At 59.8% G+C, this 18,955-nt stretch carries 19 protein-coding genes; 9 read left to right on the top strand and 10 right to left on the bottom strand.

Annotated features, from left to right (window positions below; all coding sequences use genetic code 11):
- From B149_RS0112885 to B149_RS0112875, 3 genes are all read right to left on the bottom strand, one after another.
- Nucleotides 1-918 carry an ABC transporter permease gene (locus tag B149_RS0112885; RefSeq protein WP_018125581.1) on the bottom strand — a complete coding sequence of 306 codons (918 nt, stop codon included), beginning with the start codon at nucleotides 916-918 and terminating at the stop codon, nucleotides 1-3.
- Nucleotides 918-1,895: an ABC transporter permease gene (locus B149_RS0112880; RefSeq protein ID WP_018125580.1), complete on the bottom strand. Its 978-nt coding sequence runs from the start codon at nucleotides 1,893-1,895 to the stop codon at nucleotides 918-920. Before B149_RS0112880 ends, B149_RS0112885 begins: the two co-directional genes overlap by 1 nt.
- Nucleotides 1,896-1,981: 86 nt before the next feature.
- Entirely contained in the window at nucleotides 1,982-3,589 is a 1,608-nt protein-coding gene (locus tag B149_RS0112875; protein WP_018125579.1) for an ABC transporter substrate-binding protein, read from the bottom strand.
- A gap of 260 nt (nucleotides 3,590-3,849) precedes the next feature.
- On the opposite strand from B149_RS0112875, the gene B149_RS18740 reads away from it, so the two are divergent.
- Nucleotides 3,850-4,212: a protease inhibitor I42 family protein gene (locus B149_RS18740; RefSeq protein WP_169332924.1), complete on the top strand. Its 363-nt coding sequence runs from the start codon at nucleotides 3,850-3,852 to the stop codon at nucleotides 4,210-4,212.
- Between the two features lie 2 nt (nucleotides 4,213-4,214).
- On the opposite strand, the gene B149_RS0112865 is transcribed toward B149_RS18740, so the two are convergent.
- From B149_RS0112865 to B149_RS0112845, 5 genes are all read right to left on the bottom strand, one after another.
- A complete protein-coding gene (locus tag B149_RS0112865; protein WP_018125577.1) occupies nucleotides 4,215-6,752 on the bottom strand; it encodes a TIGR03960 family B12-binding radical SAM protein in 2,538 nt (845 codons plus the stop codon).
- Between the two features lie 78 nt (nucleotides 6,753-6,830).
- Complete coding sequence (locus B149_RS0112860; protein WP_018125576.1) at nucleotides 6,831-7,175, bottom strand: hypothetical protein; 345 nt, start codon at nucleotides 7,173-7,175, stop codon at nucleotides 6,831-6,833.
- 104 nt (nucleotides 7,176-7,279) lie between these two features.
- Entirely contained in the window at nucleotides 7,280-7,921 is a 642-nt protein-coding gene (locus B149_RS0112855; protein ID WP_018125575.1) for a LysE family translocator, read from the bottom strand.
- Nucleotides 7,922-8,100: 179 nt separating this feature from the next.
- The gene (locus tag B149_RS0112850; protein ID WP_018125574.1) at nucleotides 8,101-9,672 is read right to left on the bottom strand and encodes a sodium/solute symporter; all 1,572 of its coding nucleotides are present in this window, start codon (nucleotides 9,670-9,672) and stop codon (nucleotides 8,101-8,103) included.
- Nucleotide 9,673: 1 nt separating this feature from the next.
- Nucleotides 9,674-9,967, bottom strand: coding sequence for a sodium/substrate symporter small subunit (locus B149_RS0112845; protein ID WP_018125573.1), 294 nt, complete (start codon nucleotides 9,965-9,967; stop codon nucleotides 9,674-9,676).
- Nucleotides 9,968-10,246: 279 nt separating this feature from the next.
- On the opposite strand from B149_RS0112845, the gene B149_RS0112840 reads away from it, so the two are divergent.
- The 6 genes from B149_RS0112840 to B149_RS0112815 all read left to right on the top strand — a co-directional run bounded on the left by B149_RS0112840 (nucleotide 10,247) and on the right by B149_RS0112815 (nucleotide 15,391).
- Nucleotides 10,247-11,230 (top strand): putative nucleotidyltransferase substrate binding domain-containing protein, encoded by a 984-nt coding sequence (locus B149_RS0112840; RefSeq protein WP_156816831.1) that lies wholly within the window; start codon nucleotides 10,247-10,249, stop codon nucleotides 11,228-11,230.
- A gap of 72 nt (nucleotides 11,231-11,302) precedes the next feature.
- A complete protein-coding gene (locus tag B149_RS0112835; protein ID WP_018125571.1) occupies nucleotides 11,303-12,844 on the top strand; it encodes a glycosyltransferase family 9 protein in 1,542 nt (513 codons plus the stop codon).
- An 86-nt stretch (nucleotides 12,845-12,930) separates the two neighbouring features.
- Entirely contained in the window at nucleotides 12,931-13,533 is a 603-nt protein-coding gene (locus tag B149_RS0112830) for a DUF8043 domain-containing protein (RefSeq protein WP_018125570.1), read from the top strand.
- A 2-nt stretch (nucleotides 13,534-13,535) separates the two neighbouring features.
- A complete protein-coding gene (locus B149_RS0112825) occupies nucleotides 13,536-13,886 on the top strand; it encodes a hypothetical protein (RefSeq protein WP_018125569.1) in 351 nt (116 codons plus the stop codon).
- Between the two features lie 129 nt (nucleotides 13,887-14,015).
- Nucleotides 14,016-14,990: a hypothetical protein gene (locus B149_RS0112820; protein ID WP_018125568.1), complete on the top strand. Its 975-nt coding sequence runs from the start codon at nucleotides 14,016-14,018 to the stop codon at nucleotides 14,988-14,990.
- 23 nt (nucleotides 14,991-15,013) lie between these two features.
- The gene (locus B149_RS0112815) at nucleotides 15,014-15,391 is read left to right on the top strand and encodes a Rid family detoxifying hydrolase (protein ID WP_018125567.1); all 378 of its coding nucleotides are present in this window, start codon (nucleotides 15,014-15,016) and stop codon (nucleotides 15,389-15,391) included.
- A 306-nt stretch (nucleotides 15,392-15,697) separates the two neighbouring features.
- On the opposite strand, the gene B149_RS18735 is transcribed toward B149_RS0112815, so the two are convergent.
- Complete coding sequence (locus B149_RS18735) at nucleotides 15,698-16,000, bottom strand: Hpt domain-containing protein (protein ID WP_018125566.1); 303 nt, start codon at nucleotides 15,998-16,000, stop codon at nucleotides 15,698-15,700.
- Between the two features lie 136 nt (nucleotides 16,001-16,136).
- Here B149_RS18735 and B149_RS0112805 point away from each other — a divergent pair, with 136 nt between their 5' ends.
- Complete coding sequence (locus tag B149_RS0112805; protein WP_245533218.1) at nucleotides 16,137-17,276, top strand: murein transglycosylase domain-containing protein; 1,140 nt, start codon at nucleotides 16,137-16,139, stop codon at nucleotides 17,274-17,276.
- Nucleotides 17,276-18,205, top strand: coding sequence for a PilZ domain-containing protein (locus B149_RS17225; protein WP_018125564.1), 930 nt, complete (start codon nucleotides 17,276-17,278; stop codon nucleotides 18,203-18,205). The genes B149_RS0112805 and B149_RS17225 overlap by 1 nt, the downstream gene beginning before the upstream one ends.
- Before the next feature lie 87 nt (nucleotides 18,206-18,292).
- Here the strand turns inward: B149_RS17225 and B149_RS0112795 are convergent, their stop codons facing one another.
- Entirely contained in the window at nucleotides 18,293-18,853 is a 561-nt protein-coding gene (locus tag B149_RS0112795; protein ID WP_018125563.1) for a GAK system XXXCH domain-containing protein, read from the bottom strand.
- Between the last annotated feature and the right edge of the window lie 102 nt (nucleotides 18,854-18,955).

The following is an 18,955-nucleotide window of genomic DNA, read 5'->3' as shown; positions in this document are numbered from 1 at the left end:
CTACCCCTTGTACAGTTTGGGGTTCAGGTAATCCCTGAGCCAGTCGCCCAGAAGGTTGATGACCAGAATCAGCGCCACGAGGATGATGCCGGGGAAGATGGTGATCCACCATGCTCCCGAGAAGATGTACTCGAAGCCCGCGGTGATGAGTGAACCGAGAGAGGGGCGCGTGACCGGCATGCCCAGCCCGAGGAACGAGAGGGCGGCCTCGCTCATGATGGCGTTCGCCACCTGTACGGTGGAGATGACCAGAATGGGCGAAAGGGTGTTTGGCAGAATGTGACGCCACATGATGCGTTTTTTGGACAGCCCGATGATGCGCGCGGCTTCGACGTATTCCTTCTTGCGTTCGGCAAGTACGTTGGCGCGGATGGTCCGGGCGTACTGGGGCCACTCGGCAAGGCCGATGATGATGATCAGCAGCGGAATGGCGACCTTGGCGTAGTTGCCCACGCCGAAGACCGTCTGGAAGATGGCCCCGATGAATATTGCCACCATGTACGTCGAGAACGAGAGCTGCACGTCTGCGATGCGCATGAGGATGTTGTCCAGTTTGCGCACGTAGCCGGAGAGCAGACCCACCACGATACCGATGACCGCCTGAAGGGCCACGGCGCCGAGCCCGATGATGATGGACACGCGCATGCCGTAGAGCATGGTGGAGAGCATGTCGCGTCCCTGCGCGTCGGTGCCGAGCAGGAACTCGGTGCTGCCGCCGTCATACCATGCCGGAGGCATCTCCGCGTCCATGATGTCGATGGTGGTCGGATTGTACGGGTCGTGCGGCGCGATAATGGGTGCGCCGAAGGCCGATACCACCAGGACCAGGAGAATGCCGAAGCTGATGTAGGCGATGGGGTCCCGGAGGAAACTGTAGAGGAAGTAGGATTCCTTGAAGCGTTGCCATTTGGATCTCATTATTTCCGCCCCGTAACCCTGACCATGGGGTTGATCAGTCCGTAGATGATATCAACCAAGGTGTTTACCAAAACGAAGATGAAGCCGACGAAGACGAGGTACGCGACCATGAGCGAGGTGTCGGCGCGTTCCACGGATTCGATGAACATGGCTCCCATGCCCTGCCAGTTGAACACGGTCTCGGTGAGGATGGTGAATGCCACCATGATGCCGAGCTGGACGCCGCCCACGGTGATGACCGGCAGCAGGGTGTTCTTGAAGGCGTGCACGATCCAGACGCGGCTGGGCTTGATGCCCTTGGCCCACGCGTATTTGACGTATTCGGACTCCAGTACCTCCATCATTTCCGAACGTATGAGCCTGATGAACAGCGGGAGCATGATGGAGGAAAGCGCGATGGACGGCATGATGAGATGTTCAAGCCCGTCGGCAGTAAGGAGACCGCTCTTCCACCATCCGAAAAGGGTGACGGTTTCACCGCGACCATATGACGGCAGCCAGCCGAGTTCGACTGAGAATACATAGATGAGAAGGATGGCCGTCAGAAAGACCGGCATCGAAACCCCGACGATGGACCCCCCCATCGTGAATCTCGAAAACCAGTGTCGTGGTCGTATTGCGCAGAATATCCCCAGCGGAACGGAGAGAAATACTATGATGCAGGCGCTGGCGAATACGAGCTCCAGAGTGGCCGGAGCCTTCTGCATGATGATGTCCATGGCGGGCTTCTTGAAGAAGAAGCTCCGGCCCAGATCCCCCTGAACGGCGTTTTTCAGAAAGCGGCCGTACTGTACGAAGAAGGGATCGTTCAGTCCTAGGCGCTCTCGAATCTCCGCCCGCTCTTCGGGGGTGACCCGCTGTCCCACGAGGTCGCGGACGGGGTCGCCGAAGTTGTGTTTGATAGCGAAGCCGATGAAGCCGATGATCATCATGACCAAAAGGGCTTGCGCGACACGCTTTACGATAAAGGCGAACATGTGCGTCTAATCCAGTATGTTTTGTTGTGAAAGGGGAACCTCCGAGCAGAGGTTCCCCTTTTGATGGCGTCTTCTGGGTGCTTCCCTTATTCGACCACGAGGTCGCCGAAGTACGGGAAGTTCATGGTGTTGACGATGACTTCGGTGTTCATGTTGTCCTTGGATGCCCAGGCGAGGTTCTGCCAGTGCAGGGGAACGAACGCTGCGTCTTCAAAGAGCAGACGCTCGACTTCCTGCAGCATTTCTGCGCGCTTGGCCATGTCGGTCTCGGACTGGGAGGCGATGACGAGTTCGTCAACCTTGGGGTTGCAGTACTCGCCGGAGTTGTACTGTCCGTAGCCGGTTTCCTTGCTGGGGCACATGACCAGGAATTCGGAGAAGTTCGCGGAGTCCTCGGTGTCGGAGTGCCAGCCGATCATCTGGATGTCGGCGGAGCGGGCGTCGAACTGATCCCAGTACTGGGCCTTGGGCATGGTCTTCAGGTTCACCTTGATGCCGATCTTGGAAAGCATGGAAACCACGGCTTCCGCGATCTTGGCGTCGTTCACGTAACGGTTGTTCGGAGCGATCATGGTGCACTCGAAGCCGTTCTCGTAACCGGCGTCCTTCATGAGCTGCTTGGCTTTTTCCAGGTCGTAGCGCGGCTGAAGTTCTTCGAGGTAGCCTGCGTAGCCCTTCGGACCCTGCTGGGCGGCGGGGGTACCGAAGCCCTTCATGATCTTCTTGACGATGCCAACGTTGTCGATGGCGTACACGATGGCCTGACGAACCTTCTGGTTCTGGAACTCGGGGCGACGCTCCTGATTGAGCTGCAGGGTGATGATGCGCGAACCGGGCAGGGTGGTCAGCTTGAGACCTTCGGTTTCTTCAATGCGCTTCATGTCGGTCGGCGGGACGGGCATGATGAAGTCCACGTCCTTGGACAACAGGGCGGCCACGCGTGCCGGAGCGTTGGGGATGGCCTTGACGACCAGTTCCTCGACGTTGCCGCGTTCGGTCCAGTAGCCGTCATACTCGTTGAGCACGAGCTGTTCGCCCGGAACGTACTTGGTCACCACGTAGGGGCCGGTGCCGGACTCGTTTTCGTTGGCGAAGGAGGGACCGGACTTAACGATCTCGTCCTTGCCTTCGTAGAACTTCTTGTCCAGCGGGAAGATGTAGGTGGACATGGCCAGAGTCAGGCCGTAGGGCTTCTTGGTGATCAGGTCCACGGTGTGGGAGTCCACGGCCACGGCCTTTTCGAACGGCTCGAACAGGCCCTTGAAGTCATCGGACTTCTTGAGGCGTTCGAGGGTGTAGACCACGTCTTCAGCAGTAAATTCGTTGCCGGAATGGAACTTGACGCCCTTGCGCAGCTTGAAGCGCAGGGTGGTCGGATCGATCTGCTCCCAGCTCTCGGCCAGACGCGGTTCGATTTCCATGTCCTGAGTCCAGCGCACCAGCGGGTCGAAGACCAGGTGGGAGTACTGGAGCATGCCGCCGGAAAGCTGCACGTGCGGGTCCAGAGAAACCGGGATGGCGTCCATGGCGACGGTCAGCGATGTGGTGGTCTCAGCCTGCTGCTGGGTCTCGGCCTTTTCGGCTTCGGATTTGGTCTCTTCTTTCTTCGAGTCGGCGCAGCCGGAAACGACGAGCGCGGCGAAGACGAGAGCCAACAGGACCAGATACCTGATCCCGCTGTGGAAACGTTTCATGAAAGAACCTCCGTGTTGCGGTTGACAATCGCCGACGTCGGCGAACAAAATACCCTCCACCCATGAGGGATGCCTCCGCATTCGGCCCACGGCGGGAAATTCCCCCGGGAAGTCTCCGCTTTTCAATGCGGCCCTTTGCGAAAGCGCCTTCCTACATACACTTTAAGTGGATGTTTAACAACAAATTCGTGACGGTTCGACACATGCAGAATGCTTCTTTTCTTTTTCGGGTCCGCTTTTTGACGCTTTTGGTGCTCGCAATGCTCTTTTGCAATGGTTGCGGCATGTTCGGCCTCGGCGGTCCCGGCGACGTGGTCGAGCAGCTGGGGTACGGCGACAAATCGGCCAGAGTGACGCTTGAGCCGGGAGAAACCCTGAGGCTCGTGGTGCGCGATCCCGGGGACGGCGGGTACGTGTTCAGCGGAACTGTTTTCGATCCGAAAGTGCTTGATCTGATCAAAGTTTACGACGAAGACCCCGAAACCGCCATGCTCGGTGATTTCGGGGCGAGGCATTTCATCTTTCGCGCCCTGCGGGGCGGCGAGACCGATGTGGTGATCAAGATAGAACGGCCCGGGCAGACGCCGGAGGAATACCAGCGCCAGCCCGTGACCGTGGAGTAGTATTATCCGCGGGCGTCGAACCGCTGGGCGGTCTTGGTCATGGTGAATTCCGTTTCCTTCACGCCCGGCATCACTTCCTGCGCCAGCCGCAGCGGACTCATGTAGGCGTCGCGCCAGTCGAAGGTGACCCGCACCCCGTTTTCGATCTCTTCCATCTCCACCAGCATGGCCCGAAGGTCAACGCGCTTCACGTTGCCGCGCTTGGTGAGCTTTTCCATGAACAGGCTTTCCGACGCGGCGTAGGCGCGCCACTGCTCTGCCAGTTCTTCGGCCCGTTCGTTGAACGCGATTTCGAAGACCTCTTCCACCTGTTGCGGCTGCTTTTTGCCCATGCCGAGCCTGTCGGCCTTGAGCATGTCGAGTCCCTCGGGCATCTGCGGGGCGAGTTCGCGAATCAGGCGGGTGGGGTCCCAGTCCTCGCGCAGGAACAGGTTCAGCCATTCGCATCGGCTGTGCACGCTGACGGGCAGCGCCTTGCCGAAGGAAATGCGCGGCATGGGGTGGAATCCCGCCGAGAAGGAAAGGGGCAGGTTTGCCCGGCGCATGGCGCGTTCGAACACGCTTTGCAGTTCAAGCTGGCTCAGGTACGCGGCGGGCCCGGTCTTGGTGAACCAGAGGCGGTAGTGGCCGCCCTTGACCGTGAGGTCCGGCTTTTCGACGGTATACGGTGGCTGCTCCGCGTCCTGATCTCGCGATTCGTTGATGGTCCGGGGCCGGATTTCCATCTCGGGCGCCTGAACGTCCAGAATGCTCTTGCGGTTGTCGTGGTTGCAAACGCCGCAGTTGCGGCACGGGGCGTAACGGCAGTCTTCAGTGACTTTGCCGCCGAGCGCGCGTTCACGTTCCTTGAGCAGGAACCGCTTGGTGAGACCTGCGTTGAGATGGTCCCACGGCAGGGCTTTTTCCGGATCGCGAGCGCCGGTGTATTCCAGCGGGTCCAGCCCCAGCTCGTCCATGGCGTCCAGATACGGTTGGAGATCGAGCTTGTCCTTCCAGCTGGAAAAGAGCGCTCCGGCGTCCGTGGCTTTGTCCAGCACGTCAGCGAGGCGGCGGTCTCCTCTTGAGAAAATGCCTTCAAGAAAGGTCATGCGCGGGATGTGGAACTTGAGCTTCACCCGCTTGTGGGGGCGGAAAAGGTCTCGCAGGCGGTTGATGCGCCGTTCGATCTCGTCCAGCGGAATCTGCGGTTCCCACTGGAACGGCGTCTGCGGCTTGGGCACGAAGGGTGAGATGGCCGCCGTGACCTGAAGCCGTTTGATGTGCTTGCCCGCGGCGTCACGCACCTTGAGGCAAAGGTCGAGGATGGCGTCGAGGTCTTCGTCGGTCTCGGTGGGCAGGCCGATCATGAAATAGAGCTTCACCGACTGCCAGCCGTGCTCGAAGAGATGACGCACGTGCGCAATCAATCCTTCTTCGCCCACGCCCTTGTTGATTGCATCGCGAAGACGCTGGCTGCCCGCCTCGGGGGCGATGGTCGCGCCGGTGCGACGGATGGTGGAGATGCGCTCCATGATCGGTTCGGAGAGCGACCCCACGCGCAGGGAGGGCATGGAAATGGAAATCTGCTCGGCGGCGCAGCGGTCGAAAGAACGGCTGAACAGTGAGTCCAGCGCGGAAAAGTCCCCGGTGGAGAGCGAAAGGAAACTCGTCTCTTCGAAGCCCGTTTTTTCAAGTCCTTCGAAGATGAGGCGGTTGAGTTCGTCCAGGCTGCGTTCGCGCACCGGGCGGTAGATCATCCCGGCCTGGCAGAACCGGCAGCCGCGTGTGCAGCCTCTTGCGATCTCAACGGTAAGCCGGTCGTGCACGGCCTGACCGAAGGGCACGGGCTGTTGCGTGGGGAACGGAATCTCGTCGAGGTTTTCCACCACGGCCTTTTCCACGGTCTCGTATCCTTCCACCAGCGGCTTGAGCGGTTCGCCGGGGCCCTGATCCTCGAAAAAGGAAGGAATGTAGAAACCGGGATGCCGGGTCAACTCCATGAGCAGGTCGTTGCGGGACATGCTCTCGGCCTTGGCTCGGTCCAGCACTTCCATGAGGGTGACGATGGCTTTTTCGCCATCGCCGATCATCATGACGTCCATGAACGGAGCCAGCGGTTCGGCATTGAAACACGCCCCGCCCCCGGCGATCACCAGCGGATGCGACTCGTCGCGATCCTCGGTGCGGCGGGGAATGCCGGCCAGATCGAGCATCCAGAGCACGTTGGTGTAGCACAGCTCGTGGGTCAGGCTGAAGGAGACCACGTCCATGTCCTTCAGCGGGGTGTCGGTCTCAAGGGTGGCCAGCGGCGCGCCGTGCTCGGTGATGATGGCGGCGGCCTCCTCGCAGGGGGAGTAGACGCGTTCGGCGTGGAACTGCTCATGCGCGTTGACCTGCTCCATCAGGATGCGCTGACCGAGGTAGGACATGCCCACTTCGTAAAGATCGGGGAAGCCGACGGCGATGCGCACGCGCACCTTTTCGGGGTCTTTGACGGCCACGCCCCACTCGGAGCCGAGGTAGCGCGTCGGGCGGGGCAGGACGGGCAGAAGTTCCTTCATTGATTGTTCCCTTGAAAAAACGGAGGCGGTTTCTCGTGGAAACCGCCCCCTGTGATGGTCTTCGATGTGTCGGGGCTGCTACAGGATGAGGCCGGAGCCGCCGGCTCCGGAACCGCCGCCACCCATGTTGTCGAGGTCGTTGAGCGCGGAAGCGGAAGCCATGGTCAGGTTGGACGCGGCTTCCACGTATTTGTTTTCCAGTTCCTGCGGGCACTTCTCATAGGTATAGATGATGTGCTCCGCGGAGATCTCGCCGCCCATCTCGGACTCGAACGGGTAGCCGTAGGGCACCAGCATGATCTGCACGCCCTGCTGACCGGGAACGGTCTGGATGATTGCGGGTTCCTTGATCTTTCCCTCTTCGTTCTTGCCGATAACGGTCTCGCCGGTCACGAGCTTGGCGAGTTTGATTTCGTAAGCCATTGAACTCTCCTTGAGTGTTTCTTGGTCGGCCCATTAAGTATGTATTGGGGCGCGGGGTGTCAAGCGGGGGCGTCCCCCCGCCGTGCCCGGGCTGGAAAATCGTGTCAGGTCCGGTCGCTCAGGGCCAGCTTGATGCCAAGCCCGATGAAAAGCGCGCCGAGGCTGCGATCCATCCAGCGGCTCACGGTCGGGCTGCTTTTGAGCTTTTCGGTCAGCCTGCCGCCGAGCAGGATCAGCGGTGGCTCCACGAGTCCGGCTACGGCGATTATCAGTAGGCCATGCAGAAACAGCTGCGGCCCGGCCGGGCCTGCTGAGGGCTCCACGAATTGCGGCAGAAAAGCCAGAAAGAAGACGGCAACTTTGGGGTTCAGCAGGGACACGAAAACTCCCTGCCGGTACACGCTCTTCAGGCAGATGGGGCCTTCCTCGGCCTCGGCGGCGCAGGAACCGCCTCTGGAACGCAGTGACTGGATGCCCAGCCAGACGAGATAGGCTGCCCCGGCCCATTTGACCGCGGCAAATGCCGTGGCCGAGGCCGCAATGATGGCGGACAGGCCCAGCGCGGCGCAGAGCACGTGCATGAAGGCTCCGCTCCAGATGCCGAACATGGCGGAGAAGCCTGTGCGGGCCCCGCCGCGTGCGGTCTGGCCCAGTATGAAGGCCATGTCCGGCCCCGGCGAGATGTTCAGGAGCAGGGCGGCGGTGAAGAAAGTGGCCCAGTGAACGAGCGTGTATTCGAATAACATGACGGGTGTCCTTCGGATTGTTGCGTGGCGGGAAGATACGGCAGGACCCCGGAAGTGTCAAAAGAGCCGCTTGAAACTGTGAAAGCTGAGTGCGTTCGTTCCAAGGAACGTGATGTGTCGATTGAAATCAGCGCCCCCGGCACGGATGCCGAGGGCGCTGTTTGTTGTTTGGCGGGCGGTTATGCCTTTTCAGGTCCGTGAAGGATGGTCATGACTTCCTCGATGTCGTGGGGCAGTGCCGCTTCACCCTTTGAGGAAACCTCTACCTTGGAGACAATGTAGATGGCTGCGAAGGTCAGCAGCATGACGAATCCGCCGGGGTTCTTGAACTGCAGGACCGTCGGGAGCATTCCCTTGCCGAGGATCATGGCGAAGGAACCGACGATACCGGTAAGGAGCCCGGCGATGGCGCCGCCGCGCGTCATCTTGGGCCACCATACGCCCATGACCAGCACCGGGAAGAAGGTCGAGGCCGCAATGGCGAAGGCCAGTCCCACGAGAACCGCGATCTGCATGTTCTCGACGAGGAAACCCAGCGGGATGCCGAGCAGGCCGATGCCGAGCGATGCGATGCGGGCAATGTTCACGCGGGTGCGTTCGGGCATGTTCGGGTTGAAGACGTTGACGACGAGGTCGTGGCCGATGGCTCCGGCGCAGGCGATGATCAGGCCTGCCACCGTGGAGAGCACTGCGGCAAAGGCCCCGGCAACCACGATGCCGAGCAGGATTTGTCCACCGAAGTATGATCCGGCCACCGGAACCGCGAGGTTCTTGCCGTTTTCGGCCAGCCAGTCCATGAGATGCGGGCTCACGCCGAGTTCGGTGCCCTGAAGGTAGGCAAAGCGGACCACGTGACCCACGTACGGGCTGAGAATATAAAAGGCGCCGATGAGCAGCAGCACGTAGATGACGGTGCGGCGGGCGGCCTTGCCGTCGGGTGCGGTATAGAAACGCACGAGGATGTGCGGCAGGCCAGCGGTGCCGAACATGAGCGCGAGCAAGAGGCTCATGGTGTCCTTGAGGTTGGTCAGCCAGTAGGCGGGGGCGGTGTAGGCCGCGCCGTTGAATTCATTGCCGGATTCCACCGTATTCTTGAAGGTGCCGATGAACTCCACCACATCGGTGTACGTATAGCCCTTGATAACGAACGGAATGAAGGCAAGCAGGAACATGGCGATGAAGAGAATCCAGAACTGCACGAGCTGGTTCACCGTGGTCCCCTTCATGCCGCCGACGGCCACGTACAGGGTGATGATGATGGTGATGGCAACGATGGCCGTGCGGTATTCCATGCCCAGCAGCAGGCCCATGACTTTTCCCGCGCCGAGCATCTGCGGAGCCATGTAGAACAGCGAGACGAACAGGACGCCGATGACGCCGAGGATGCGCGCGGTCTTGGAATGGAACCGTTCGGAGACGAAGTCCGGGACGGTGTAGCGCCCGAACTTGCGAAGCGGGCTGGCAAGAAAGAGCAGCAGGGCGATGTAGCCCGTGAAGAACCCGAGCGCGTAGATGATGCCGTCGAAGCCGTACAGGAAGGCTACGCCGGACACGCCGAGGAACGATGCAGCTGAAAGATAGTCGCTGGAAATGGCCGAGGCGTTGATGAAGCTGTTGACCTTTCTTCCGGCGAGGTAATAGTCGGCCGAGGTCTTCTGGATGCGGAACATCCATGTGGTGACCACGGTGAAAGCCAGCATCAGCCCGATGAGGACCAATGCGGTGATCGGGGTTTCGTATCCGGGCTGCATACTACATGACCTCCTCTTCGATTTCGTCTTCCATCCGGTTGGCCTTGCCCACGTACCAGATGAAGAGGCCCCATGTTACGGGATAGACCGCAACGGCCACGAGCCAGTAGTGCAGCGGGAACCCGAGCAGCTTCACCGACGCCACCTGCGCGCCTATGAGATAGACCGCGAGGAACATGCAGATGATGGCCGTGAAGTAGGGAATGCCTACGCCCAGCGCCAGCGAGAGCTGACGCCTGCGAATTGCGTGGATGCGATTTTCGGCTTTCCTGGTGCTTTCCTGAGTTGGAGTCATTTTTTCCCCCTTGTTCGGGTTTCGCGATATCTGCTTTTTACGGTATGGAAAGGGGCAGGGCATCGCTTATGTGGTGAACGGCACGAATCCCCCGGTAAAACGGGAAGGCACCGGATCGCTCCCGGTGAACGGGAAATATGCGCAGGTGAACGGAAGCTTTTTCGCTCCGGGGATATCCGATGGAGCGACGGACGGACTGCCGCGGACGGTATCGGAGGTTCCGTGAACGGTTTGCAATCGGAAAATCAGTCTTTTTTCCCGCCGGGGGAGCTTTACGAGATGGCTTCCACCGGGCGGCTCAAGGGTTTGCGCGCCGTGCGCCGCGATCTCGTGGGCGAATGGCTCACCGAATCCGTCACGGCGGAAACCGTCAGCCGCAGGCTCACCGCGTTCAACCGGTCCGTGGTTCTTGCGGTGCTTCGCGCGCACGTGCGCGAATATCCATGGCTGGAGGAGTGCACGTTTTTGGAGTTCGGCTCCGGCGGCCGCGATGAACATGTGCCCGGCTCGGATCAGGACAACGGACTCATCGTGCGCGGCAATCCGGATCAGGACGAGCTGGAAGAAGCCTGTCAGGATATCGTGGTGGCCCTTGACGGGGCGGGCATTCCGCTGTGTCCCGGTGAGGTCATGGTCAGCAATCCGCAGTGGCGCGGCACGCCCGACGAGTGGTTGGACAGGCTCTCCGGGTGGCTTGCCAATCCGGCGGAAAAGGGGCCGTGGCAATCCGGTCTGATCCTCGACTTCCTGCCGGTTTTCGGTCCCGGCGGCGAGGCGCTGGCGCTGCTCGGGCGTCTCAGGGAGTTTGTGCGCACAAGGCCCATGGTGGTGGCGCGGCTTGCCGACGAGCTGACGGATTATCGACTGCCGATCACCATGTTCGGGTCGTTGATTACTGAAAAAAGCGGCCCCCATGCGGGAACGCTGGATCTCAAGCACTCGGTTCAGGCCCACATCACCAATGCCGCCCGAATCCTCTCCCTCAAGCACGGGATGCCCGAGAGCAACACCTGCGACCGGCTGCGCGCGCTTCAGGCGGACGGGCATGTTTCCTCGCGCCACGGCATGGCCCTGCTGGCCGGCTGGGAATACCTTCAGCGCAAACGCATCACCCTCGGGCTTGAACTGGAAGAAGCCGGAACACAGCCTCACTCGCGCATTGATCCGGGCGCTCTTTCGGGCGATGAGCGGTCCACGCTCAAGGATGCCATCCGGGCAGCCGAAAAGCTCGTGCGGCTTGTTCAGGCAGGTTCCTCGTTGTAGACTTGGCCCCGTTCGTGCAATGACTCTCCGGAACCGTCGTCATTCCGACGGGATGCAAAGGGAGTCAGCACCGTGAACGTACTCATCATCAATCTCACCCGTTTCGGGGACCTGCTGCAGACGCAGCCGGTCATCAGCGGGTTCCGTGCTCAGGGCGCCAGCGTAGGTCTTGTTTGCGTGGAGAATTTCGCTTCCGCCGCCGGACTGCTGCGGGATGTGGACGACGTATTTTCCTTTTCCGGGGCCAGAATCCTTGCCGCGCTGGACGCCAACTGGCGCGAGGCCGTGGATATTTCAGAAAAGCTCGCGGCCAAGGCTCGTGAATTCGCGCCGGACCTCGTGGTCAATCTCACGCCGTCGGTCTCGTCGCGGCTATTGGCGCGCAGGTTGTCCGGCGGGGCACCCGTTCAGGGCTTTGGCATCGACGCGCAGGGGTTCAATGCCGACTCGTCCCCTTGGGCGGAATTTCTTCAGGTGGCGGGGGGGAATCGCGGTGCAAGCCCGTTCAACATGTGCGACCTGTTCCGCCGCACCGCCGGTCTGACGGATTCGGGCCGCGACCTGAAACTGGCGGATCTCGACCCTTCGGCCTTGAGCGAGGCGGACGAACTGTTGGCGCAGGCCCGTGCGGACGGCATGACCGGATTCGTGGCCTTCCAGCCCGGCGCCAGCGAGGATCGTCGTCGCTGGCCTGTCGCGCGGTTCCGGGAACTCGGCAAGAAACTCTGGGAGGGGCACCAGCTGGTGCCCGTCATCCTCGGCACCGGCGGTGAAGCGGAACTGGGAAAGCGCATCCTCGAAGGCGGGGCATTTCCGGGTATTTCCCTTCAAGGCAAGACGTCCCTTCCCGTATTGGCCGCAGTGCTTTCCCGGTGTGACGGCATCGTGAGCAACGACACGGGGACCATGCACCTTGCCGCCGGCATGGGTACCCCCGTGGCCTCGATCTTTCTCGCCACCGCGCAGCCGTGGGATACAGGCCCGTACCGCGCGGGCTCGGTATGCCTTGAGCCGGACATGGAGTGCCATCCGTGCCGCTTCGGCGAGGTCTGCCACAAGGACGGCGAGTGCCGGAACGCAGTGAGCGTGCAAGCTGCCGAGTCTGCGTTGCTGGCCGCCATGGGCAGGGAAGGGGGAAAGTATCCCGGGGCCCGCGCATGGCGCACCCTGTTCGATGAGGACGGCTTCATGCGGCTGGAATCGCTGTCCGGACACGAGGATGCCTTTCGGTCCAGATGGATATGCATTCAGCGCGAACTGTATCGTCGGTTTCTTGACGGAGATCCCCTTGACGGGGCTCGGGACCGGTGTGCGAGGCTGGAGGAAAGTGACCGGGAAAGCCTTTTGCGTTCCATTGCCAGCGGAACCAACCTGCTCTTTCTGCTGGCCCGTCAGGCCGAGCTGCTGGCCCATGACCCGAGGCAGGCGCTCAAATCGAAGTTTCTTGCAGGGTGGGAACGCTTTCACCATGTATTGCAATCGGATGCGAGGCTCGGTGTGGTCGGCGAACTGTGGAATTTCGAGTCCCATCAATACGGTGGGGACCTCGCCGCGCTTTCGCGTCTCATAGCCCGTTATCACGCGCTGCTTCAGGCTTTCTCGCAATGCATATGATCTTTGGCACCGAACTTGAATATGACTCCGTAACGCCGGTGCCCCGGTAAAAATTTCAGCCCCCAATTATTGAGGAGGAAGACATCATGCTCGTTATCGACGGACAGAAATACGATCTCGGCAATCACAACATGGACAACCTGGAACAGGTATTCACCAAAGTGGTTGAAGAAGGCAGACTCGATGACCGCGTCGTCACCGACGTGTACCTGAACGAAGAGCCGTTCAGCGAAATCTATCCGAACCAGTCGGAAGACATCGAGCTGTCCGAAGTGCAGTCCATCGAGATCAAGACCGTTCCGTTCGACACCATGGCCGTGGAGATCACCCGCGAGCTGTACAAGGTCGTGAATATCATGGCCAAGGGCGCGGAGGGTGTTTCCGACCTCTTCCGCCGTGCCGACGATGCCGAGGCTCTGGAGAGTTATCAGGACCTGCTGGACGTGACACGTCATTTCCTGAACATGGTCTCCATGCTTCGTGACGAATACTCCCTCAAGGAAAACCCCGAGTACAACGGCGCATCCGAGCTCATGAGCGAGCTGTTCACCGAGATGAGCGATGTGCTCGAAAACGAGGACTGGATCCTCCTCGCCGACCTTCTCGAATACGACTTCCTGCCCGCAGTGGAGAAGTGGAAGAAGGTCATCGCAAACCTGCGCGAGGACATCCGCAGGACCAAGGGGTAACCATGACCGATCCTCGCCGTCTTCTGGAAGAGGCCCGCAATCTCGGTAATCAGGAACTTGATTTCCTGAAGAAGGGGGATGTGGACAGCGCTTCCGATCTTGCCGGGCAACGGCAGAAACTGATGCAAAGAGCCTTTGACGTGCTGGATGACAGCACGCGCAACAGCTGCGCCGACCAGCTGCGGGAACTGCACGAACAGCTCGACGCCATCATGGCCGAGGGCCGCAAGCTGAAGAGTTCACTTCAGGCCGATCTCGGCAAGGTCCGCAACACCGGCAAGCAGTTCAAGGGCTACAGCATGGGCGCGGGGATTCCTCAGGGCAACAGGGGACTCTACCACAAGCGCGGTTAGGAACCTCGGGGGCAACACCGACTTTATCGAGGCGTACCGGAACACCGGTGCGCCTCGTTTTCTTTTGCGCCGCGACTTCCCTTTTGGGGCGATATTTCCTAGAGTTTGCCGCGCAACAACGAGGTACTCATGGGAATCGCATCCAAGGTTTTGGAATTCTTTCGCAATATACTCAAGGACTCCGTGATGACCGCCATCGACCTCTACAAGGTCATGGTGCCCATCATCATCGGGGTCAAGCTGCTGCAGACGTTTGACCTGATCCGCTACGTGGCGTTGCCGCTCAAACCGCTCATGGCGCTGGTGGGGCTGCCTGCGGAAGCCGGGCTGGTCTGGGCATTCGCGCTGGTGAACAATATCTATACCGGGCTCATCGTCATCATGTCCCTGTGGTCGGACCTGAACCTGACGCAGGCGCAGGCCACGGTGTTGGGAGTCATGATGCTGGTGGCTCACGCCGTTCCGCTTGAGGCGGCCATTGCGAAGAAGTCCGGCCCCAAGTTCATTTTTCAGGGCGCGGTGCGCATCGCCGGGGCGCTTGTGCTGGGGATGATTCTACATGGCATCTATTCCTCGGGCGACCTGCTTTCGCAGCCCGCCGTCATGATGCTTGAACCCAAGGCCGGGCCCGAGCCGGGGCTCGCCATGTGGGCGCTGGGCGAACTCAAGAACCTCGGCTACATTTTCCTGATCATCACCGCGCTCATGACCATGATGCGCCTGCTGAACGCCATTGGCGTAGTGGAGTTGCTCAACAAGTTGCTGCGGCCTCTTTTGCGGCTCATCGGCATCGGCTCCAAGGCCTCGGCCATCACGGTCATCGGCCTGACGCTGGGCATCACCTACGGCTCGGGCCTGATCATCCGCGAGGCCAAGAGCGGCGCGCTGCCCAAGGAGGATGTCTTTTACTCGCTCACGCTCATGGGCATCGCCCACGCCCTCATCGAGGATACGTTCCTGATCCTGCTGATGGGAGCGCATATTTCCGGCGCGCTCTGGGCCCGGTTCGCCTTCGCGCTGTTGCTCACCGCACTGCTGGTGCAGGTGACGCGACGCCTCTCAAGCCGTTTTTGTGACAAATATCTGTGGGGAAACCCTGCATAATACATGCATAAAGGAGATCAACCATGACCATCGAAACCGTTCATACCGATAATGCTCCCGCCGCAGTGGGACCGTATTCTCAGGCCACCAAGGCCGGTAACCTGCTCTTTGTCAGTGGTCAGCTTGGGCTCATCCCGGGCAAAGGCAAGCTGGCGGAAGGCTTTGAGGCCCAGGCCGTGCAGGCCATGGATAACCTGCAGGCCATCCTGGACGCCGCCGGTTCCGGGCTGGACAAGGTGACCGTGGTGGAGATTTTTCTGACCGACATGGGCCGCTTCAAGGAATTCAATGAAATTTATGCGCGCTACTTCTCCGAGCACAAGCCCGCTCGCGCCGCCGTGCAGGTTGCCGGGCTGCCTCTTGGGGGAGAAGTGGAAGTGAAGTGCACCGCGCTGGTGTAGCGCTTTTCCGAGGGAGCTTTCGGTGCATGAGGCTTTCCGCAAGCGTCGGAAAACCGACTCCGGCATCATATGGTTCAACAGTCAAAAAGACCTCGTCAACCTAAATGGTTGACGAGGTTGATGCTTTTTCTGTCTCTGACTTTTTGGCCCGCATGTTGCTTTTTTAATAGGAAACGTCCTGGAAAGCAGGTGAGGCCGGATGCGGTCGGGAACTAACAGCATCGAAAGGAACGTATATCCAAGAGTTCCGGCCCCGACGCCCACGGCAGACCGGGAACAAAAAGCGGGTGCATGCACCCGCTTTTGTTATTCCGGCACGAACGAGATCGTCACCTCGTTCAGGTATTCGTCAAGCTTCTCAATTTCTGTTGAAATTTCTTCAAGTCGTCGATCCTTGGCCGCCTGCTCGATCCGCTTGCCGATTTCCCCGAGGCCATCGAAACCGTATCCGTATCCGGCACCTTTGGCATTGTGGCCCAGCCGTTCCACGGTTTCGAGGTCTCCCTCGCTCATGGCCCGGCGCAATTCATCAAGATCAGTGCGCGAATTGTGCATGAAACGGTCTATGAGAGGACGCAATTCTTCGCTGACCTGTTCCGTGACTTTCATTCGGGGACCTTTTATCGTATTTTTCGAGGCGTAGCCTGTTAGGAATAAAAAAGAAAAACGAGATATTATTTCCTTTTGGTGAAAAATGACAAAGAATTTACCTTTACAAAGGTTTGGCACCGGAGCGTGTTGTTTGGTGGTTCTGCTCGCGCTGCTGTGCACCTCCTGTTCCCGTGGTGACGCCATCCGATTGGCCACGGCGGCGGCATCGGGCAATGTGGCTGCCGCGGCGGAAGGTTTTGCGCGATCCAAGGCCGTCTCCTACGCCGTGAATCCTACGGCGCTTGTCGGGGACGTGAAGCGTTTCGGGGAATTGCTCGAAGCGTTCAGAAAAGCGGTGTCCGGCGAGTGGGGTGAGGATGTCCGCGAACCGCAGCCCAAGGTCTATGTCAAATACACGCAGGCGTTCAAATCCAGAGCCATCGTGGATTTCGACGCCGGGTTCGTACGGGTAGAGACCGTCGATTCCGAATCGCCCCGAGAGAGTCTGCGGCAGGCCGTGGTGACCACACTGCTGACTCCGGATGACCCGAGGTCCGTGGATTTGTACGACGCGGGAGAGGTGCGGCTCGGCGGAGTTCCTTTTCTTTACAACGAAGTACTGGACCACGACGGCAAACCCATCCGCTGGGAATGGCGCGCGGGACGGTATGCGGACCATCTTCTGGATACAGCCCTCAGGACCCGGAGTGCGGACGGCAAGCAGGTCCGTTATGTGGAATTCAAAATGGTCTCCGACCACCTCAAGGTCCGGGCGCGCAAGTACAGGGAGTTGGTTCGGGCGAATGCCGAACGGTTCGGCGTGAGCCGCAACCTCGTATACGCCATCATGAAGGTGGAGTCAGACTTCAACCCGTTTGCCGTGAGCCACGCCATGGCCGTTGGGCTGATGCAGGTAGTACCCGCCACCGCCGGGAGCGACGTTTACCGTTATCTCAATGGCAGCAAGGGACAGCCCACCATGCAGCAGCTCTATCGCGCGCCGCTTAACATTACTTACGGTACCTGCTATCTGCACCTGCTGCAGACGCGTTATCTTTCCCGGATTGCCGATCCCGTCACGCGGGAATACTGTGTCATTGCCGGTTATAACGGCGGCGCGGGCAATGTGTTGCGTACTTTCGACAGCAACCGCGAAAACGCGTATGACAGAATCAACGGCTTGAAGCCCGGAACGGTCTACCGCAGGCTGGTGAACGATCACCCCCACGCGGAAACGCGCCGCTATCTCCAGAAAGTGATGGCGGCCAAAAAGGAATTCGTCAATTTCAGATAATGGAAACCTTACTTGCCGACCTCCAGCGATACGTTGACGGCCCTCTGGCCGAGATGCTGACTTCCATGTTCGGGCTTGAAGATCCCGCACAGGCCCGGGTGTTGCTGGCCGGTGCGCTGGCGGCCGTCGCGCTGGCGCTGCTGCTGCTCGCGTGGCTTTTGATGCGGCCGGGCAGACGCAGGAACGGCGGGCGTGTCGAAGATATCCCTTCGCGTTTGAGCAGCAAGGGGGCGGTGCTGGACATGCTGGACGCAGCGGGACGCGACGTGGCCGTTCGCTGCGTGATTACTCGCGCCGGACGACGCAAGCTCCAGTGCGACATCGTGGAAAGCAGTGGCAGCACGCCGCAGGAAGGGGAGGCCGCGACGCTTCTCTTTGCCCCCGCCACCGCCGGCGGCAGCAAGACCAACTCATTCAGCGCCACCGTGAGCAAAAGCGATTCCGACAGGCTCGTGCTGGAGGCGCCTCACTCATTCGGATACGTCAAGCGGCGCGAGCACGTGCGCAAACGTGTCATGGACCAGCAGTTCATCCGCGTGCGGCTCTGGGTTTCCAGCAGGGATTCCGATTTTCCGTTTCAGGATGCGCAACCCGACGTGGGCGTGAATTCCTATGCGCAGGACGACTCCGGCCATGAAGCCAATACGGTGATCAACATCTCCAACGGCGGCATGGCGCTGTCGGTGCGGAATCAGAACCTTCCGCCCACCTGCATCAGCGGCGTGCCAGTGGTGATGAACATTTTTCTGTTCAATTTCCGCGAAAAGGAATTCATTCCGTACTGGTGCTCCGGAGAAATCAGGAGCATGGAAGGTGGCGACAATGGCTATACCCGCATTGGAATAGCGTTCAACGGCAGCGGTACGCCGCGGGATGACGGCTGCGTGGATTGGGATACAGGAAATTCATATCCGCCTTCCGTTCGCTGACGTGGATTAATTTTATAACGCTATAACTCTATGTAATAATATGAATGTGGTTGAAAATGGGTGCCCTGAAAGGGCACCCATTTTCTTTTAGTCGTATCTGGCGTGGCAGTGGCTCTTGAGGTCCTGAAGCTGGTCCACGGTCTCGTGCAATGCGGCCAGGTCCTGCGCCTCGAAGGCTTCGGAAAATGCGCTGCAGACGCGGCTGTATTCCTCGTAGTACTCATCCCCGTAGCCGGGATAGGTGACCATCAACGCAGAATCGCGCAGGAATTCCTCCACCGCAGCGCGCGGGGGAATCTCGTCGTCGTGGATCATGCGAAAGATCATCCTGAAGCTGCGTTTCATACGCTCCTTGAGCTTTTCGTAAGAAGGCTTCTTCGTTTTCCCGGATTCCTCGTCGGATGCGGCTGGAACTGATTCGGTCGGAGCCTCACCCTCTTCACGAAGGGTGCAGGCTTCCATGTCGTCGTTGACCTTCAGCTTGACTTCCAGCCGTCCGTAGCACTCCTTGGCTTTCAGCTTGAATTTGCGAAAGTCCGAGGGACATTCGAGGTCTTCGGGAGTTTTGCCTTCAAGGATGTCGGCCAGTTCGCGCAGCAGTTCAGGGAACTTTTCGCGGGTCATGTATCGTTCGGTCTTGTTGGACATGATTTCTCCTTTTCCGTTCGGGGGCTTGCCCATTGGTTAAGGCTTGCGTACACAATGAACACGGTTATCGACCAACATACACCACATGCGTCACGACGCAAT

The organism is Desulfovibrio oxyclinae DSM 11498, from assembly GCF_000375485.1.
GTDB classification, from domain to species: domain Bacteria; phylum Desulfobacterota; class Desulfovibrionia; order Desulfovibrionales; family Desulfovibrionaceae; genus Pseudodesulfovibrio; species Pseudodesulfovibrio oxyclinae.
Note: the sequence above shows the minus strand (reverse complement) of the source record. Positions and strands in the feature narration are given on the sequence as shown.

Coding starts and splice junctions, on each gene's coding strand:
- B149_RS0112885 (WP_018125581.1), bottom strand. CDS start 918: ATGAGATCCAAATGGCAACGCTTCAAGGAATCCTACTTCCTCTACAGT.
- B149_RS0112880 (WP_018125580.1), bottom strand. CDS start 1,895: ATGTTCGCCTTTATCGTAAAGCGTGTCGCGCAAGCCCTTTTGGTCATG.
- B149_RS0112875 (WP_018125579.1), bottom strand. CDS start 3,589: ATGAAACGTTTCCACAGCGGGATCAGGTATCTGGTCCTGTTGGCTCTC.
- B149_RS18740 (WP_169332924.1), top strand. CDS start 3,850: ATGCTCTTTTGCAATGGTTGCGGCATGTTCGGCCTCGGCGGTCCCGGC.
- B149_RS0112865 (WP_018125577.1), bottom strand. CDS start 6,752: ATGAAGGAACTTCTGCCCGTCCTGCCCCGCCCGACGCGCTACCTCGGC.
- B149_RS0112860 (WP_018125576.1), bottom strand. CDS start 7,175: ATGGCTTACGAAATCAAACTCGCCAAGCTCGTGACCGGCGAGACCGTT.
- B149_RS0112855 (WP_018125575.1), bottom strand. CDS start 7,921: ATGTTATTCGAATACACGCTCGTTCACTGGGCCACTTTCTTCACCGCC.
- B149_RS0112850 (WP_018125574.1), bottom strand. CDS start 9,672: ATGCAGCCCGGATACGAAACCCCGATCACCGCATTGGTCCTCATCGGG.
- B149_RS0112845 (WP_018125573.1), bottom strand. CDS start 9,967: ATGACTCCAACTCAGGAAAGCACCAGGAAAGCCGAAAATCGCATCCAC.
- B149_RS0112840 (WP_156816831.1), top strand. CDS start 10,247: ATGGCTTCCACCGGGCGGCTCAAGGGTTTGCGCGCCGTGCGCCGCGAT.
- B149_RS0112830 (WP_018125570.1), top strand. CDS start 12,931: ATGCTCGTTATCGACGGACAGAAATACGATCTCGGCAATCACAACATG.
- B149_RS0112825 (WP_018125569.1), top strand. CDS start 13,536: ATGACCGATCCTCGCCGTCTTCTGGAAGAGGCCCGCAATCTCGGTAAT.
- B149_RS0112820 (WP_018125568.1), top strand. CDS start 14,016: ATGGGAATCGCATCCAAGGTTTTGGAATTCTTTCGCAATATACTCAAG.
- B149_RS0112815 (WP_018125567.1), top strand. CDS start 15,014: ATGACCATCGAAACCGTTCATACCGATAATGCTCCCGCCGCAGTGGGA.
- B149_RS18735 (WP_018125566.1), bottom strand. CDS start 16,000: ATGAAAGTCACGGAACAGGTCAGCGAAGAATTGCGTCCTCTCATAGAC.
- B149_RS17225 (WP_018125564.1), top strand. CDS start 17,276: ATGGAAACCTTACTTGCCGACCTCCAGCGATACGTTGACGGCCCTCTG.
- B149_RS0112795 (WP_018125563.1), bottom strand. CDS start 18,853: ATGTCCAACAAGACCGAACGATACATGACCCGCGAAAAGTTCCCTGAA.